15 protein-coding genes are annotated in these 15957 nt (G+C 54.0%); 1 reads left to right on the forward strand and 14 read right to left on the reverse strand.

Annotated elements, in window-relative coordinates; genetic code table 11:
- Window positions 1-27: 27 nt before the first annotated feature.
- The 10 genes from ACR0L1_RS00565 to ACR0L1_RS00610 form a co-directional block, all read right to left on the reverse strand.
- Window positions 28-1023, reverse strand: a complete 996-nt coding sequence (locus tag ACR0L1_RS00565) for a glycosyltransferase family 2 protein (RefSeq protein WP_480856605.1) — start codon at window positions 1021-1023, stop codon at window positions 28-30.
- Between the two features lie 105 nt (window positions 1024-1128).
- Window positions 1129-3150 carry a hypothetical protein gene (locus ACR0L1_RS00570; protein WP_480856607.1) on the reverse strand — a complete coding sequence of 674 codons (2022 nt, stop codon included), beginning with the start codon at window positions 3148-3150 and terminating at the stop codon, window positions 1129-1131.
- Window positions 3147-4088 carry a hypothetical protein gene (locus tag ACR0L1_RS00575; RefSeq protein ID WP_480856609.1) on the reverse strand — a complete coding sequence of 314 codons (942 nt, stop codon included), beginning with the start codon at window positions 4086-4088 and terminating at the stop codon, window positions 3147-3149. Before ACR0L1_RS00575 ends, ACR0L1_RS00570 begins: the two co-directional genes overlap by 4 nt.
- 5 nt (window positions 4089-4093) lie before the next feature.
- Window positions 4094-5077: a glycosyltransferase family 2 protein gene (locus ACR0L1_RS00580; RefSeq protein WP_170769430.1), complete on the reverse strand. Its 984-nt coding sequence runs from the start codon at window positions 5075-5077 to the stop codon at window positions 4094-4096.
- 363 nt (window positions 5078-5440) lie between these two features.
- Complete coding sequence (locus ACR0L1_RS00585; RefSeq protein ID WP_480856611.1) at window positions 5441-5815, reverse strand: DUF4156 domain-containing protein; 375 nt, start codon at window positions 5813-5815, stop codon at window positions 5441-5443.
- 264 nt (window positions 5816-6079) lie between these two features.
- Entirely contained in the window at window positions 6080-6295 is a 216-nt protein-coding gene (locus tag ACR0L1_RS00590) for a hypothetical protein (protein WP_480856613.1), read from the reverse strand.
- Window positions 6296-6299: 4 nt separating this feature from the next.
- Window positions 6300-7304 (reverse strand): hypothetical protein, encoded by a 1005-nt coding sequence (locus tag ACR0L1_RS00595; protein WP_480856615.1) that lies wholly within the window; start codon window positions 7302-7304, stop codon window positions 6300-6302.
- A 37-nt stretch (window positions 7305-7341) separates the two neighbouring features.
- Window positions 7342-7611, reverse strand: coding sequence for a hypothetical protein (locus tag ACR0L1_RS00600; protein WP_480856617.1), 270 nt, complete (start codon window positions 7609-7611; stop codon window positions 7342-7344).
- A 208-nt stretch (window positions 7612-7819) separates the two neighbouring features.
- Entirely contained in the window at window positions 7820-8575 is a 756-nt protein-coding gene (locus ACR0L1_RS00605; protein ID WP_480856619.1) for a BRO-N domain-containing protein, read from the reverse strand.
- Window positions 8576-8943: 368 nt separating this feature from the next.
- On the reverse strand, window positions 8944-9612 hold the full coding sequence (locus tag ACR0L1_RS00610; protein WP_480856621.1) for a recombinase family protein: 669 nt from the start codon (window positions 9610-9612) through the stop codon (window positions 8944-8946).
- Between the two features lie 598 nt (window positions 9613-10210).
- Here ACR0L1_RS00610 and ACR0L1_RS00615 point away from each other — a divergent pair.
- Window positions 10211-11293 carry an ATP-binding protein gene (locus ACR0L1_RS00615; RefSeq protein ID WP_480856623.1) on the forward strand — a complete coding sequence of 361 codons (1083 nt, stop codon included), beginning with the start codon at window positions 10211-10213 and terminating at the stop codon, window positions 11291-11293.
- A gap of 236 nt (window positions 11294-11529) precedes the next feature.
- Here the strand turns inward: ACR0L1_RS00615 and ACR0L1_RS00620 are convergent, their stop codons facing one another.
- From ACR0L1_RS00620 to ACR0L1_RS00635, 4 genes are read right to left on the reverse strand one after another with little or no spacing between them, the layout of a single operon-like run.
- Window positions 11530-12921 carry a restriction endonuclease gene (locus tag ACR0L1_RS00620; protein WP_480856625.1) on the reverse strand — a complete coding sequence of 464 codons (1392 nt, stop codon included), beginning with the start codon at window positions 12919-12921 and terminating at the stop codon, window positions 11530-11532.
- Window positions 12918-13967 (reverse strand): DNA cytosine methyltransferase, encoded by a 1050-nt coding sequence (locus ACR0L1_RS00625; RefSeq protein WP_480856627.1) that lies wholly within the window; start codon window positions 13965-13967, stop codon window positions 12918-12920. Before ACR0L1_RS00625 ends, ACR0L1_RS00620 begins: the two co-directional genes overlap by 4 nt.
- A 12-nt stretch (window positions 13968-13979) precedes the next feature.
- Window positions 13980-15158, reverse strand: coding sequence for a DNA cytosine methyltransferase (locus tag ACR0L1_RS00630; protein ID WP_480856629.1), 1179 nt, complete (start codon window positions 15156-15158; stop codon window positions 13980-13982).
- The gene (locus tag ACR0L1_RS00635; RefSeq protein ID WP_480856631.1) at window positions 15155-15367 is read right to left on the reverse strand and encodes a ribbon-helix-helix protein, CopG family; all 213 of its coding nucleotides are present in this window, start codon (window positions 15365-15367) and stop codon (window positions 15155-15157) included. The genes ACR0L1_RS00630 and ACR0L1_RS00635 overlap by 4 nt, the downstream gene beginning before the upstream one ends.
- Window positions 15368-15957 lie beyond the last annotated feature (590 nt).

The following is a 15957-nucleotide window of genomic DNA, read 5'->3' on the forward strand; positions in this document are numbered from 1 at the left end:
CCCTCGCCTTACTGCCCAAACCCTGCCTCACGGCTGGCTGACCTCGAACCCCGATGTCATCTGCTGCATCAATTCCCGCATTTCAGGCTGTTCGCGCAGCTGGGCAATGTGCTGGCGATGCAGGTCACAGGATTTATGATGCAAACGCGCCGTTTCGGGGTCGGATAGCATCTCGTAGTAAATCGTCCGTTTGCGATCCAGAACGGCATCGATGGATGTGTTTGTTTCGGCGTTCTGGTTCATCATGTTCCAGTATTCCATACCAAGGCTTTCGCCCAAATGATGCGCCCGCCCGCGCATCTTCTTTACTAAATAGCTCTCGCAGGATTTCAGGGCGTAGTGGTTCAGTTGCACCAGGTCATACCCCACCGAATCCCGCGCTGAACGCCAGCTCTTGTCATAGTACCGGTCCGGCATCCGCTGACCCGAGCCGTTGTACCAATGGCATTCCTCCATCGTCTCGACCGTTGGGCGCTTGGGCCGGTGCACGCCCAGCGCGTCCCAAAGCTCTCGCTGGAACATCGTCTTAAAGCCCCACGCTTGCGGAGGTCGAAAAATCCGCTCGGGCGCGGCCTGCCGAAACTGATCCGACAGAAACCGATCCTCATACCGCTCGACCCCCGCATTGCCGAAAAGCCGCCATGTCATCGAGATGGTCCTGGCCTCGGGGATCGCCTGCGTCAGCGCGCGCAGCGTGTTGTCGCCGGTCTTGACGTTGATATGCTCATCCGCGTCAATCACAATGACCCAGTCTTGCGGGCGCGCAATTTCCATCCGCATGAAAGCGTTATAGGCGCGTTTCTGTGGGCTGGTCCGACGGCGCGAGTTGTTGTCTACATGAGTGACGATCCCACGCTCATCCAACCGCCCCAACAGAGCGTCTGTGCCGTCGGTACAATCGTTGGTCATCACGACGATCTGGTCCACGCCTATCGCCCGGTTATGCGCCACCCATTCCAGCACGAAGGGGCCTTCGTTTTTCATAGGGGTAATGCTGATAAAGCGTGGATCCTGATCGGTCATGAAAGACTGCCCTGCTGCTTTCTTGTTGCCCGGAGCTTCGTCGCGGGATCGTTTAGATTTTGCGAACAAACTACGAATTTTTGGCAGGGGCACCAAGCGGAAAACTCACCCATCGCCGCCTGCCCGCTTTAGCTGGTTCGAGAATTTTTTGAAGGTCGGACACAGGTCGCGCGCGCGTTTCAGGTATCTGCGGGCCTGCTGCCGATCTCCGCGCCGCAATAGGATTTGCCCTGCCTCGCCCTGAATTGCGGCGGTATTGTCATCCAGATCCGCCGCTTGAATGATCTGGTTCTGGCCTTGTTCTACGGCGTCGTTGCGCGTCAGAAACTGCCCCATTGCGAAGATCAGGAACGGATTGTCCGGGTCACAGGCCAAAGCCTCCGCCATGGTCAGGCGGGCGGAAACAATGTCACCTGCCTGCTCGAGGAGTTCGGCCAGCCGCTTTAGATACAGTGCACTATCAGGCAAGTCCTGCACCGCCCTTTGGGCCGTATCGATCGCTTGCCCCAAGCTGGCTTCGCCCAAATGCAACTGGATCAGAGCCTTCGTGCCTTGGAACGCCGCGCTTTCAGGCGACATCCGAACGTCTTCCGGCAACAGGGTCGAACTCTGCATGCTTTCCAAAAGCACCGACAGGCTCGCAGCGTTCGAGGCAAGACGCTGCGCCCTCTGGTCTATAGCTAGACAGGCCCAATCCAACAGCAGCAGATCAAAGTTGCAGGGCAACCGAACCAGAACTTTGCGTTGCGCGACATGTGAATTGTAGTTGAACCATGGCCGTCGAACGCTTTTCAGCATGACCCAATCCAGCGGAGGCATCGCGCGATATGACATCTGATCACGATAAACCAACCGAGACCCGAAAATGATAACATCAGGGCGCAGCGGCTTGGTCCAGAACGCACGCCCAAAGGTCTGAGCCGCCATCCAACGCCGCTTCTGACCGCCCAAAATGGCAGCGCGCAAAGCCGTGGCCACCGCATGATCCTCGGGCCACAGGTTGGGGTTGTTCAGGGCCTGCTCGGTCAAGGTCAACGCTGCAGCCCAATCCCGGAGGTAGAAAAGGTTCAGCGCCTGCAACAAAGGCAAGAACGCATTGTCAGCCCCGGCCTGCAATAAGGGGTCGACAAGCATTTTGGCTTCGTCAAATCGATCCCCTGACCCAAGGCCGTGAAGAAAGAACGACGCCTTGGAATATACATGTGCCGCTTCGGACAAGTTCAGAAATTGATCCGCACCTTTACCGAGACGCTGAACCATACGCTCGTTCGCGGCTTGCATCTCTTCTTCGGTCAGAACCTCCCGAAACACTTTCCGTTGCTGCCCTGAAATCCGTGCCGCTGCCATGGAGAAGGCCGAGATGAACGGGGCAATCACCTGATCGGCCCGCGACATCGCATAAAGTTCTAGGAAATCGCGCTTGGCGCGGGACAGGCTGGACAGGTCGGCGATATCGGACATCTGCAAAAGCTGCGGGAATTTGCTCTGGAACCGGGCGATCAGTTCCGGTTGGTCCGAGAACATGATTGCCGTTTGGCCCTTGGTCTTTTCCAAATGCGCCTCGTACAACTCTTCGGGCTCAATCTTGGCGGGCCATGTGGTGTGCTTCCACGGTTCGCCATTCAGAATGTCGCCACGGCGTATGTGATAGGCTGACACCCCCTGCCCCGAAAGCCGTGCATCAGCCTGCTCCATGACGGCCCGGATATCCTCGGCAAATCCAATCCGATGGATGAAGTTCCGATACCGGGGGCGGATGGTTTCGATATCCTCCCATGGAAAGGCCAGGACCTCGAACCCTTCCTCGACCAGGACCGAGCGACCCACGGCCAGATGCGCCTGCAACCGATCCGGCGATTTGTCCCCCAGAAACGACCAGACCGGCAATGCGTCCTGTGTCAACGCATCGAATGCATGCGCATCCAGAAAATGCATGTCCATCCAGCTTTGGGTGAACAACTCCGAAGGCGTGTCCAACTCGGGGGCGTCGGCGCCTTTGGGAAACCAGTTGACCTTATAGTCGGCGCCAAAATCCTCGGCCAAACGAATGCAGGTCAGCATCATCAGCAGACGCGCGCCCATGCGATCCTTGCGCTGACCGATAAAGACGCCCCGCGCGGCGGTCATGACGCGTCGCTTGCGGCGGCCATCGCGGAACGGCGCAGCCTACGAAACCGTTGGCGCGCCTGCCGGACCAATGCGTCATGGCGGTCGCCTGCCATGCTCTCGATGCCGCGCATATACAAGGGCAAACGGCGGCGCGCGCGCATCATCTTGTAAAACCCTTCCGGTTCCAACGTGCCGTCCATCGCGCCCAGCATGACCGGTTTCAGGATATCCAGTTTGCGCAGCATCGGGGCAGCAAAATGGTTGGAAAACCAGGTCTTGAGCAACAACACATTGTCGCCTTGCAAACGCTCGACCTGTTTGCGGTCCAGATCGAAGAAAGGGTCATAAAATACATAGGCACGCCCAGCCGCACCCACCGTCTGCACCGCATCGCTCAAGGGCAGATCCCAATCCTGTACCCGGCCGAATCGATAGCGGGTTTCCCATGGCACCAGACGCTCATCCAGCGTGGTTTGCGGATTAAACGCGATCACATGCGCGCCCGGAACAAGCTGTGAGAAAGTCAGCGCGCCGAACCCGCCCATCGAGGCCCCGGCAAACACGACCCGGTCAAAACCGTTAAAGAAGCCTGCGGCAGCCTTACCTTCGAAATAAGTCAAAATCTCGGGGTCGCGATACCAGGCTTTGGTGCGGGCAAAGACCCCCATATGCGACCACCCCTCATCGCGAAAGAACTTCCACCCCCAGGGTTCGCGCGCAAAGGACAGGTCGTTTGCGTTGGCAATATTGTCAAAGCTAACAACCAGCTGCGATGCAGACCGCTGATGAAACAGGATCGAGTGGCGGTCGAGTTTTTCCAGAAATCCGGTGCCATCACCGCCGGGGTAAAGCTCCACGAACCACGGCGGAGCGGGATCGGTCAAGATGCGCTCGTACCCGGTCTTGCGATCAGGATGTTCAGGTTGAAGCTGCTCTTTCGAAAGATCGTCTGCCATGGGCGTCACGTCAGATTGTCAGCCAGCCAAGACCGGAATTCCACCCAATCCGGCCGCATCTTGATCTCGGCGATCTTGGCGCGGTGCCAGTCGCAAGCCGTCGCGTGAAGCGCACCAAGTTCCGTATCTGCTTTCAATTCGTCCAGCAGAGGCGTGGCCCGCCGTGCGGCAGGCAGAATGGATTGGTCCTGCTCTTTGTTGACATTCATGTCCTGCCAGTAGGACTGACCCTGATCCATGCGGATATGGTTGGTCCGACCCCGGTCGCGTTTGATCAGGAATCCGTCCAGCGACCGCACTGAGTAATGGTGTAGCCGCCCGAATGAATGATCGAACCGACGCCACGCGCGCCAGCCCACCTTTTCAGCCGGAAACAGATTACCACTGGCATCCGACCAGGCGATATCGGCGGCCTCGTCGGGTTCGAACCCTTTGGGGCGATGCGGTCCGAACCGGCGAAACTTACCGTTATTCCTGAACAGTGTCTTCAACCCGTAAGCCCGGCCCGAGTGATAGGGGTATTCCTGATCCCCCATCGAAAACGCCTCGGTCACGGGTTTGTCTTCAAAGCTGAGATTGCCCGAACTTCCAAACAGCTTCCAGGCAAACGAGATCGCATCCACCGGCTGCCCTGCCCGTTCTTCTACCTCGGCAATCAACGAGGGAAAGCTGTTGTCGCCGCAGCGTATGTTCCAGAATTCGTCCACATCGAGACACATCAGCCAATCGGCCTCTTTCACCTTGGGTTGACGGCGCGCGCGTCGCAGCATCTGGTGTTGAGGATTGCCGCCTTCTTTCACTTCGTTGTTAACATGGGTGGCAAGGCCCAGGGCTTGCAAACGCTGCGCAATCTCGTCGGTGCCATCTTCGCAATCATTGGTGAAGATCACAAAGTGATCCACGCCCAACGACTTATGGAACGCGACCCATTCCAGCATATAGGGGCCTTCGTTCTTCATCGTTGTGAATACGGTAATGGTCTGAGACATTTGCACCTTCCGACTGCTCTTACTCACCGTCATACACGTCCGAACCCGGACGGGCGAGACGTGAATTGCGCGTATCGGAAATCCAAAGCCAAACGAGGCAAAACGACACGCACTCAGTGCGTATCTAGTATCAAAAATATGAAGATTTGGTGCGGTCGAGAAGCATCTAGAACAATCGAACTAGCGCCTGTGACCCCTTATTTATATGGGCGAAATGCCCTAGGGCAGCCTTTAGGTTTCCCCAAATGTGTGCTGTCCTAGGAGTTATTGTGTGTCGTTCGGCCTGTCAAGCCGCCAAGATTTGTTCGCCTAGACCAACACACCTAAGGTTGCATATCTCAGCATTGGGTTAGCAAGGGCGTCTTAGTTCACGTAAATCGCTGTCCCTGAAACGGTCTGCTCATCGTAAGGATACGCTATATTGTCGATCATGATGAAACCGCCCGTTTGAGAGCCTGTGGAACCAATTACTACACCGTTGGCACCGACCTTTGCAGCTTGGTTCTTCAATTCAGCCACCGCGTAGTCGATGGATTGCTGGTCTGTCCAACCATCGCCACTACTCGCACGGACAAGGCCAATGACTTCATAGGAAGACTGGGGGGTCTGTGGATACAGCTTCACCTGTTCAGGGTTGATTGCAGGACGCTGCTGTCCGGTCACAACAACGGTGCCCTCCGCACACGCGGCAAGAAAAGCTGCGGTTAAAATAGCGGCAGATAGTTTTGCGATTCTCATTTCTCTTTCTCTCTCGACAAATGGCCCTGACTACTAAACCGGCTCAATCTTCTGGCGAAAGAGAGAAGTATCGAAGGGGCGCTTTTTGCGAAACGAAAGTTGCATTTTGATACACTCAGTGTTCTCGACGCAAAAAATTAAGACCCCGAGATTGAATAGACTGCCGCCCTAATGAAGTCATTGTCGGATTCTAGCGGACCAGACCATCGACACCTTCACCAAAAAAATACCCCACCACCTCAAGTAGGCGGCGGGGTAAAGAGGTTAGCTTATGTTGTCGTTTGAAAGCCACCTTTGGGGCTCAGCGCCGGGTGTAACCTTGGCAGCTTTCTTGGCAAGCTGGTATTCCCGCTCAGCGGCGCGGCGCTCGGCTCGTTTCTTCATGGCCTCAGCGGCCACGTCAGCGGCATCGGCAATCCGATGATCTGACAAGGACACCCCCGATAATTGGTTGCACTTCGGGTTGATGTGTTCACCCATGTCCTCAGTCCTCCACTTGGCTAAAAGTTATGATGCGTTGCTTGACCGCGACCTCCCAAGACACCGGGGTGCCGTTGACCAGCACTTGCAGGCCGCCGGCCGGTTTCTCAACATAGTCCCAACCCGCCTCGGTCAGCATCTCCTTGGCGCGCTCCGGTTCATAGCGATCCATCTGGGGCAAATAGGTTTCCCCCATGTCTCGCAGGCCTTCTGCTTTGTGGTAGACGAAGAAGTTGCGGGCCGCTTCGATCATGTTGGCCCCAAGTTGAGGGTTGTCGGCGATAAAGGCAGCCAAGGCATCTTCATTGTCCAAGCCAGCCTCCGCCAAAATGTCCATCCCGCTTTCGTATGCGCCTTGCCAGACGCCACTGATTTTCTCTCGCATCTCATCAGGTTCAACGCCCGCCATGCTCGCCATGCGCCCAATGGTGGCTTCGTCCATGTCGCCACGGTGAAGAATACTGTCCACCATTTTGAACAGGTCGCCGGGGTTCTGCCCTTTCAGGAAATCTTGCATGGTTGCGTCGGCGTCTTCCCCAAAAGAGACCCCCGAGGGTTTCGCTTTCGGTGTCTCAGAGTCGTCTGCCTGTTTGGCAATTGCCTTCGCGTCGGTGGTCGGGTCCTTCAGGGCAACCGGGGCCGCAGGGTCCGAATAGGAACCGTCTTGGTTGCGGACCAGAAGTCCAGCGTTTACGGCAGCCGCAACTGTTGTGTTCATTCCGGCAATACTGACAAGGTCGCTGCCATTGGGGTTGCGGTCGCCTATTGGGCCGCCGTGAGGCGCCTTCACGGTCGCCATAACGCTGCCGCCTGTAGTGGCTTCTTGGCCCATCGTGTAGGAAGCTGAGCGGTTGCTTGTGACCGGCCCTGTGCCAGTAATCTCCAAGCCGCCGTTGCCCACTACGGTGTCGGGTGTATTGGCAATGGAGGCGTTCGCAATGTTCGACCCTGCATCAGCGAATGCGCCGGATGCCGTAACCCAGCCCGAGTTATTGTTGGTGTCAGTCATGGTGTGTTTCTTTCGTTGATAGTCGTGGGTATGAGGCTCAAGCGGTCGTGCCGCCGAAGTCCTCGTGGTTGATGATTGTGTCGAGACCGCAGGCCATTAGCGCTGCCAAGACCTCAGCCTTGGAGATTTCCTTCCCGGTGGCCTTGAGGTGCCGCTTCTGGAGCAATTCAAGCGTTGCCATCTGGTCTATGCGGATGCGGGCGTTCGTCCATGTTGGTCGGTCTTGCCAAGGGTATTTAGCGGAAGACGCTCGCTGCTGGTGAAGTGCATCGGCGACCGAGTTTTCGGTGGCGCTTATGAATGCCATTGGGGGAACCAAATCGGTCAGCCGTTTGCGTAGATGTCGTGTCCACCGGGTTCGGTTTCGCTCGCCTAGTGAGGTTGCGTCCGAACCGGTTGGGCGGGCGTAATTCTTGTTCATGCTTTTCCTTTCGGGCATGCAGAACGACCCCGCTGCCTTTGTTGGAAGCGTCGGAGTGTGTCTGACTTTGTGTGGGGGCTTTTGGGATGGCTGCCTAGCAGGCTGGCACGGTTCTGATGCGCTCGTGTGTTACTATCTCAGTTATCACTTCGAAGACGTCTTCCTCGTCGAGTGGGCCGTCTTCATCATCGATGTTTTGAATGTGATCTTGCGTCCACACCCGAATGCCGCCTTTTCGGCGACACCAGCACTTTCCGAGACCATTCCTCGTGTCGTGGCAAAGGCAAAACTCGATTTCGTCAGGTCGCAGGGGTGGCATGTTGACCATGGGTAGGTAAAAACCAATCGGCCTTAAAGGGTCCAACTCAGGGTGGTCTTCGGGCTGCCCTACAGTGACCGCATGAAAGATTGGACCGAGAGATGGCTTTTCGTGCTTCGCGGGAGACCCGTCAGCGGCGGGCAGACCCATTAAGACTTGATCCTGCATCCAGTCACGAAACCGAATAGACATAAACGGGTTATGATTTTTGGTCTTCTTCTCAGCCAGAGATGTGATTGCCCTTGGGCTTATGAATGAGCCTCTATTACGTCGCCCATCAGAGAACCTGAAAGGTGTGTCTTTGATCTTGATGATGTCTGGGTGATCTATTCTCTTAAGTGTCCGGGCCGTATTCTTTGCATCGTCTGTTTTCATGCCCATCAGTTCAACTACCGACGATGCGTGAAACCAGATGTTCCCGCCGGTTTTGATGACATCGACTTCTTTGTCGCCATCTAAGTCATTGTAGACAAGCACCTTATGCTCGTGGTCTTCCGCAAATAACAAAGCACCATCGTCATCACGTTTCATGCGAAGTCCTTTCTTAAACTATAAGGGCAATGAGGGGTATTTTTTGAGGGGTATCTTCACCTCAGCCGAGGTCAGATGGGTCTTCAATCACCGGAGCGAGAGAGCCATTGGAGTTTTGATCCAAACTGCGAAAAGTATAGATTGCACCCCCGGTCAGGCATGCGCTCTCACAAGCCCGATGCAGCAACCACAGGGCAACCGAGACGGGTTCGCAAGAGCGATACCGGACTGAACATCACCAATTGCCCCGAGAGAAGCAGACCCGTCTCAGCTTAGCCTCATCAGAGCGACCATTCCTCAATGCACTCTGTTGGACCGCTCGGGGTCAGCCTCTCTTAGGGCTAGTATGTGGGTTGTGACATTTCAGGCTAGGCGGCGTCCTCTGACCGCTCCCACATGCCCCACTTGATGAGCATGGACTTTGCTTTCTCGGGGTCTGTGGCAATGCGAATGACGGCGTTCCGGTTGAGACCCGTTACCTTCGCAATCGCTGAGTGGCCCTGACCAGCTTCCGCCAATGCTGTCACCTCTTCGAACTGATTGCGATTGAACGTGGGCTTTCGACCCCGGAATTTCTCAGGCGAAGTAGCTTTGTGATGAGCGATACCCGCAGCTTGAGCTTCCTTGGTCGCCTGTGCCTGCGCTTCGGCCTGTGCAGCCATGAAGCCGATAAGGGCGTCTCTCACAGCTTCATCGGTGGCGCTCTTAGGGTGCGCGTCAAACGTCTGTCGGTTGATCACGGTTTTGATGGTCACCCCGCGACGCAGCAACTCCCTGAGAGTATCGGTAACATCCCGGTAGTTTCGCCCCAAACGGTCCAACCAGCGAACAACCAAAGTGTCCCCATCGCGCAGCTTGTGAAGCAGTTCTTTTCCGCCTTCCCTGTCGGCCAGCCTCGTGCTGACCCCTGAGGTTCCATGGTCTGTGATTACATCTTCGTCGAGGATGTGAAAGCCAGCGTCCCGCGCCTGTATTAACTGGTGTTCGCTGGTCTGTTCAGTGGTGGAGACGCGGATATAGAGGAATGTTTTGGTCATGGGCTGCCTGTTCATTTGACTTCTGTTCACAGACATGCGGTGTTCACAATGCAAAGTCAACCCTAGTGAACACCTCAGCAAGCATCCCATAGCCTGTTCGCTAGAGCATACCCTGTGAACGGTTCTTATTTGCTTTCTTTTCGTTCGTAAGAATTAGGCTGCAATAGGGTAGATCAAAAGTGATCTCTCCGGGGCTATCACAGCCAACACCAAAGGTGTGCCAATCGGTCTCTCTTTGAGCGAGAATTGAGTAGCGACCAAAGCAGATATCAAAGATTATCATATGTTGTCCTTTTGGGGATTTTCGGCGAAGGCAGAGATGCCTTGTGGAGGCATCATGGGTGCACGCCAAGGTGACGTCAACCAATTGTTTTTACTGCATAAGTGGAGATTCTTCACTAGTGGAGCTAGTTCAGCACGAGAGGTATCCCCACCGGGGGGAAGTCACAGACTTTTCTATCTATCTCAGGTCGTCAAATTTTTGCATTCAAACTGGTTTGGTCCCCGCGAAAATTTGGACTGAAGTTCCTCGGCTGCTTGCAACTCAGCGGTGAGTTGCGCAATCCTATGAGCATCAATTTGCAGGGAAGTTTTTTTGATGAACGTGGAAGAGTTGATCGCGAGACTTGCTCTAGTTCCCAAGGATGGTGGTGAATATCGTGTGACCGCCCGAGAAAGCACGGACCTTGAATTTAAGCGCGACATGGCGCTACCGACATTTAGGAAATCGCTGAAAACCATCGCCGCCTTTGCAAACAAAACAGGTGGTTGCATCATGTTTGGCGTTTCCGACAATCCCAGATTGTTAGTGGGTATTGGGGGCAACATATTAGATGAGGGTCAACAGTCCGAACAAATCGCGCAAGCGATCTCGCCTGTGCCGAACACAGAGTTTTGCACCATCGATATACATGATCGGGTTCTAGGTGTTTTGATGGTCGAGCCACTTCAGAAGCCACCTTCAATAGCAATTCGCGATATTGCAGGTGGTCAAGGAAGCGACCCCTTCCTGAGAAAGGGAACCGTCTACACCCGTAGAAGAGGTCAAACTGCACCAATAACTGGCGAAGAATTTTCGCAACTCCTAATCTCCCGAGACGAAAAGACGAGAAGCGAGATCTTTTCGTATCTCAGTCGGGGTCGCGACATTGGTTTCGATCAGGTTGTTGTTGCGGACCCGCGAAATAGTGGTGCTGATGCAGAAAAGGAGATGACTTTCTACTTGCCAGCCAGCGCCGCAACGGAGCTCAACTTAATTGACACCGGAACGCTTGTTCAGGAGGAGGGTTCGCCTGCCTACAAACTTGTTGGCAACGTTCAATTGTCGACACCTGCCGATATCGATCCCCGCAACCCCAAACGCCCGTATGATGCCGTCCAAGAAATGCGCCCAGCAATTGAGGCGGTTTTTGGCAACAATTTCCCTTGGTCGCATACGCATCTTCGTAAGGCGGCTGATCACCTCGGATTCTGGGCGCAATCTGAGGGAGACACTGTTCACACCGGCATTGAGCCTATAACGGGCACCACACTTTACTTCGCGAAGGGTCGTGATGCAGTGAAGCAATTCGCGACACAGACCCCCGACGACTTCGTGGAAGTTGTGGGTTCGCGGACAACACAAGAAGCGTGGAACAAAGCACAAACCGCGGAAGCAACAGGCGTGGATGAAGCAGAATAAAGCCGTTATTCCTCGCAAATACCGTCTCATGATCAATTTGATCGCTGCTCGACGTGCCCATTCACCACTCAGGTGGGTATCCAGAAATTTTCCCGTCGGCCTATGCTTTGGCGGTATTTTCCCGTTGGCGATATGGCAACATGGTCAGTTCAAATTCTCTCAAACTACTATTGCGCAATCACAACTTGATCGCGCAGCCTTTTCAGGCATTCAGATTTAGACATAGGAAGTCTAGGTTATTCGTCTGGAGAAATGGGTTGAGCTCTTTTCTGTGCCATGACGTTTGCGGCATTTTCGGCAACGTGATCGTGTAGAACTCCGGGTCCTCGGTCGAGATATGCATCTACAATAGACTTGTTGACTAGAAGGAACTGTAGGTGTGTCGCTTGAGTAATCTCCCGCACGTAGTTTCTAGCTTCGCCTGAAAAGTCACTAGTCGTGACGACGACAACTACATGCGCCTTGGAGTAAATCGCTAGACCAACTTCTTTTGCTACATCGCCTAGGCTGACATTGACCTTTGTATGCTTGCACTGGAAGTTCCATCGGGAAAACAACAAGTTCTTTCCTTCAGCAGTCAGATCAACTTCAGCGTATGCAGTTTCTCGACTTCGAAGCCTAAAGGCTCTTGGTTCTAAGCCAATGTCAATGATCATCTTCAATGCAAGCAGTTCAAGGCCAAGTCCGCGATCATACTTTTTCTTGCTCTTCAATAGGCGTTGAACTTCTTCGCGTGGCAAGTCTATCTTGGCGCGAAGTTCCGGTGGGATGACTTGATCAAAATCAGGTAAGACTGCCTCAATTGGCACACCAAGTAGTTTCGCCGCTGGTTCAACGAGCCCGCTTTTCCCGCCTCTCCCTCTCCCGGAGGGGGGTGGGATGACTAGCCAGCCAGCGTCCGAAAGAGGTTTAACGACAAGTGCACGGATTTGATCCTCACGAAATCGCCCAGGGTAGTCCCGAAGGCATTCGTCTATGATTTGCTTTGCCGGTATTCCTGCGGCTCCACTGCTCTCTGCCAGCCGCCTTAGCACCTGCAAGAAAATCTGTTGAGCCAATGGTAGCTCAGCGAATTGAGCACGCTCCGTCATAGAGATTCCGAGTGTGGACTTTATTGCCGCATCATCAGGGACCGGATTAGCCCGGCCAGCCTTGCTGAACATTCCGGCGTGAATCATCCAATTCAGTAGAGTCGTGTGGTCGGTAGTTGCGTTCGAGAGACCTTCGATGCCAAGGTTTTGAAGCTCTTTCTTTAACGTGTCCTTCTGCACTTTGTCGCCGCGATTGATTAATGAGCGAACTGCGTCGATTACCGCCATTCCGTTTTTGTTTTCAACAATGTGCCGAACTAATCTTCGCGAGGCTTCCACGGCGTCGGGTGCAGCCAGTATGCTTTGCCCTACTTCAGTCAGTGCAAGAGGAGAGCGGTGCATCAAACCTATGTTGGTGAGAGTAGCGGGAATATTCGTGCTGGCTCGCTTGTTTTTGGCTCCGCCAAAGAAATCATTGTCCCACTCACTTACGACCGCGTCAAAGTCTGGTGCCAAACGATTTAGCGTTTCAAGCGGTCTTCTGACGTCTTCGATAATTTTCGGAGAGAAATCGTTAAATGAGGGTAGTCTCTTCATGCTGCGTCTTTAACCTTACCGCCAATAGCTTGAGCTACGCTTCTTCCGACAGCTGCCGCCAACAAAGGTGGCACAGCATTTCCGATTTGACGCCATTGTTGCTCTATCGTTCCGGCAAGCGCAAAGTCATCTGGAAACGTCTGCAACCGCTTGATCTCACTTATCCGCAAAATCCGGTTCCGCCAGTGAAATGGCCCCATATTGTTTGATCTACGTGCTTGAATCGTCCAAGATGGCATGTCAGGGCTAAGCTTCAGTAAGAAAGACCAGTATCTCCCTCGCCATCTAAACTTTGGTTCGGGATGCCCACGCTTTTCTGTAAAAAACAGGTAGTTATCGCCGGGAGGAACCTGACAAAGCAGATCGTGATGTTTTCCACCTGCAAAGTGGCCATCGTGAGAGGCGTTTTCTTCTGTGTCGATATCAGACAGCACCTCACCAGCTGTGACCCAAGCGGGCAACCCTGAGTCGGCCTGTTTTGAGTGAGTCGGCTTTGGGAGTTCAACTTTGTCACCAAGTGACCCTACAACAAAACACCGTTCTCTTATTTGAGGCACTCCATAGTCGGCCGCGTTAAGGACACCTGTTGTCACCTTATAACCTAGACTTTCGGCCCGCGTGACAATTGTTTCAAGTGCGTCTGCATGAACTTTGTAAGCAAGCCCCTTTACATTCTCTAGTATGAACCCGCGAGGGCGAACCCAATCTAGAATGTTCAAATACCCGTTTATTGTCTCATGTCCATTTGGGTCCTGTAGTGCCCGTGGCTTATCCTTTCGGTAGAAGCGACTTTTTGAGAACGGGGGACACGGGGGACCTCCGGCAAGCAAGTGAATATCGCCAATTGTGCCGCCGAGGTTTGAAATCAAATCTGAGCGAGTTATTGCCCCAATGGAGTTAGTGGCAAAGCGTGTCGGTGGCATGTTCATGCGCCAAGTTTCTTCGCACAGGGGTTCGGAGTCTGTGGCGAAAACTGTGTGAAAACCGGCTTCATGGAGACCTAAATCAAGGCCGCCGCATCCGCTAAATAGGCTTATAGTCCGCAACGTATTTCTCCATTATCGACCAATAACTTCAGCTACTGCTTCAACCATTCTTTTTGCTAGTAAAGGAGGCACTGCGTTGCCGATCTGGCGCACACGCTCGCGCCTGCTACCCGCGAAATTGTATTGTTCAGGGAAACCTTGCAGCGCTGCCATTTCGACCGTGCGAAGTCGCCTACTCGACCAATGAAAGGGTCCCGTCCATGGTCCGGGAGTAGCGGCAATAGTCCAGGATGGTCTGTCAGGAGATAGCTTTAGCAAAAAGTTCCAGAATCGAGTTTCCGCGACGAATGTCGGATTCGGATGGCCAGCCCAAGCCGTGTGTGCCTTGTAATTGGAGCCGGGCGGAACCGTTCTCAAGTGTTCAGCCCATCTGCCTGTGACAACCTCCTCTGGCTCAAAGAATTCAGGCGTATCATACATTTCCAAAGCTTCACCAGCAGTTAGCGCCGGCTTCAAGTCAGGTGCGCCTTTTCGACTATGAGTAGCTGTAGGGGCTACTGGTTTCCCCTTTTTGGCACCTAGCAAAAATACCCGTTCTCGGGCTTGGGCTACCCCATAGTCGGCCGCGTTAGCAGTAACTTGGGTCACGAAATATCCGGCGTTTTCTGCGGCGTTTATAAACCCTTCAAGAACTGGCAGATTTCGCGGGTGTTTTATGCTCGGAACATTCTCGAAAACGAACCCGTCAGCGTTTGACTCATAGATCAGCCTCCAAAACTCCTCGACAAGCGTTCGGCGCTCATCAGGACGCGGTTCTGATGGAGGTGCGGGACGAATTGCGTCTTCGCCAGCGGCCCGTGCACGACGGTATCGGGATTCCTCACCGTTCTCGACCCAATACGCTGCTTTGGAAAAAGGCTGACAAGGTGCGCCACCTGCAACAATCAAGGGATCACCAGCGCCAAGACCAGCAGCGCTCCGAAGGTCAAGGCCCGATAACTCCGAAACGTCAGCTTGTATTACCTCGCCGTGAAATTTCCCATTAATCTGCATAGTCTTACATGCTATTGGGTCAATTTCGATTGAAGCTCTAACTTCGCAACCAGCTTCCGTAGCACCGACGCTAAGACCGCCAGCACCAGCGAACAAATCGACCACCGGAAGACGCAACTTAAAATAAGATGAGTGAGCAAAATCTGATGGTGTCTTGGCAGACGGAATCGGTTTGCAGGATGAGTCGACAAGTGTCATTGCGCGCTCTTCCGGCCAAAATCCAACGGCAGTTGTGCTTCTTGGCTCTCGTCTAGGAGTTTTGACACAGCGTATCGAATGAGCCACGCCACGCTAACGTCGTTCCGAGCCGCGAGTTCTTTGAGAGCGAGTTCTTGGGCTCGGGGTAAAGATGCGGTCACGCGGACTACCTCCTTGTCAGCAATCATTGCAAACCTCCCTTGCTGCATCGTGCATCACTTTTATGCACCAAGCATCGCGACGCTGCAATATCGGAACAATTAGGGAACAAAATTTTTAGGAATTCGTCAAGTATATGCGGCAACTCACCAGATGCCTCTTTATGCGCGCTCCAGTGCACCTGCTCCAGATGCCAATGCAGATACCATTAATGACCAAAATTGACGTGGATAAGATGTCTCAAGACATTGTGCTGGGCCAATTGCGGGCGGTTCCTTCAGAGAACAATCACTTAGTTTTGACCCACGGCACGAACTCGCCATGGGCTAGCTTCTGTTTCACCTCGATCAGTTCCTCGCCGATCTCCGCAGCGATTTCCTTAGCGGTGCGCCCGAGGCTCGCACCTCGCGGTGCTCAGAGTTGACCGACATGGCAAGCCGAGCGGTCTCCGTGAAAGACACGCAGGGGTTTGCTTCGGGGGATGCGGGGCTTTCTGAACGGTCGAGGATGGTTGTCCTTCGCTTTGGCGTCGAGGAAGACAACGTCCCTCAAATGCAATTCAAGGGGCTGAAAATGAGGGACTTTTAGACCGTCCAGATGCTGGTGACGCAGCGGTGACGCGGAAAGCTGGAAGCCAGTG

The sequence above is a fragment of the Ruegeria sp. J8 genome, assembly GCF_056531925.1.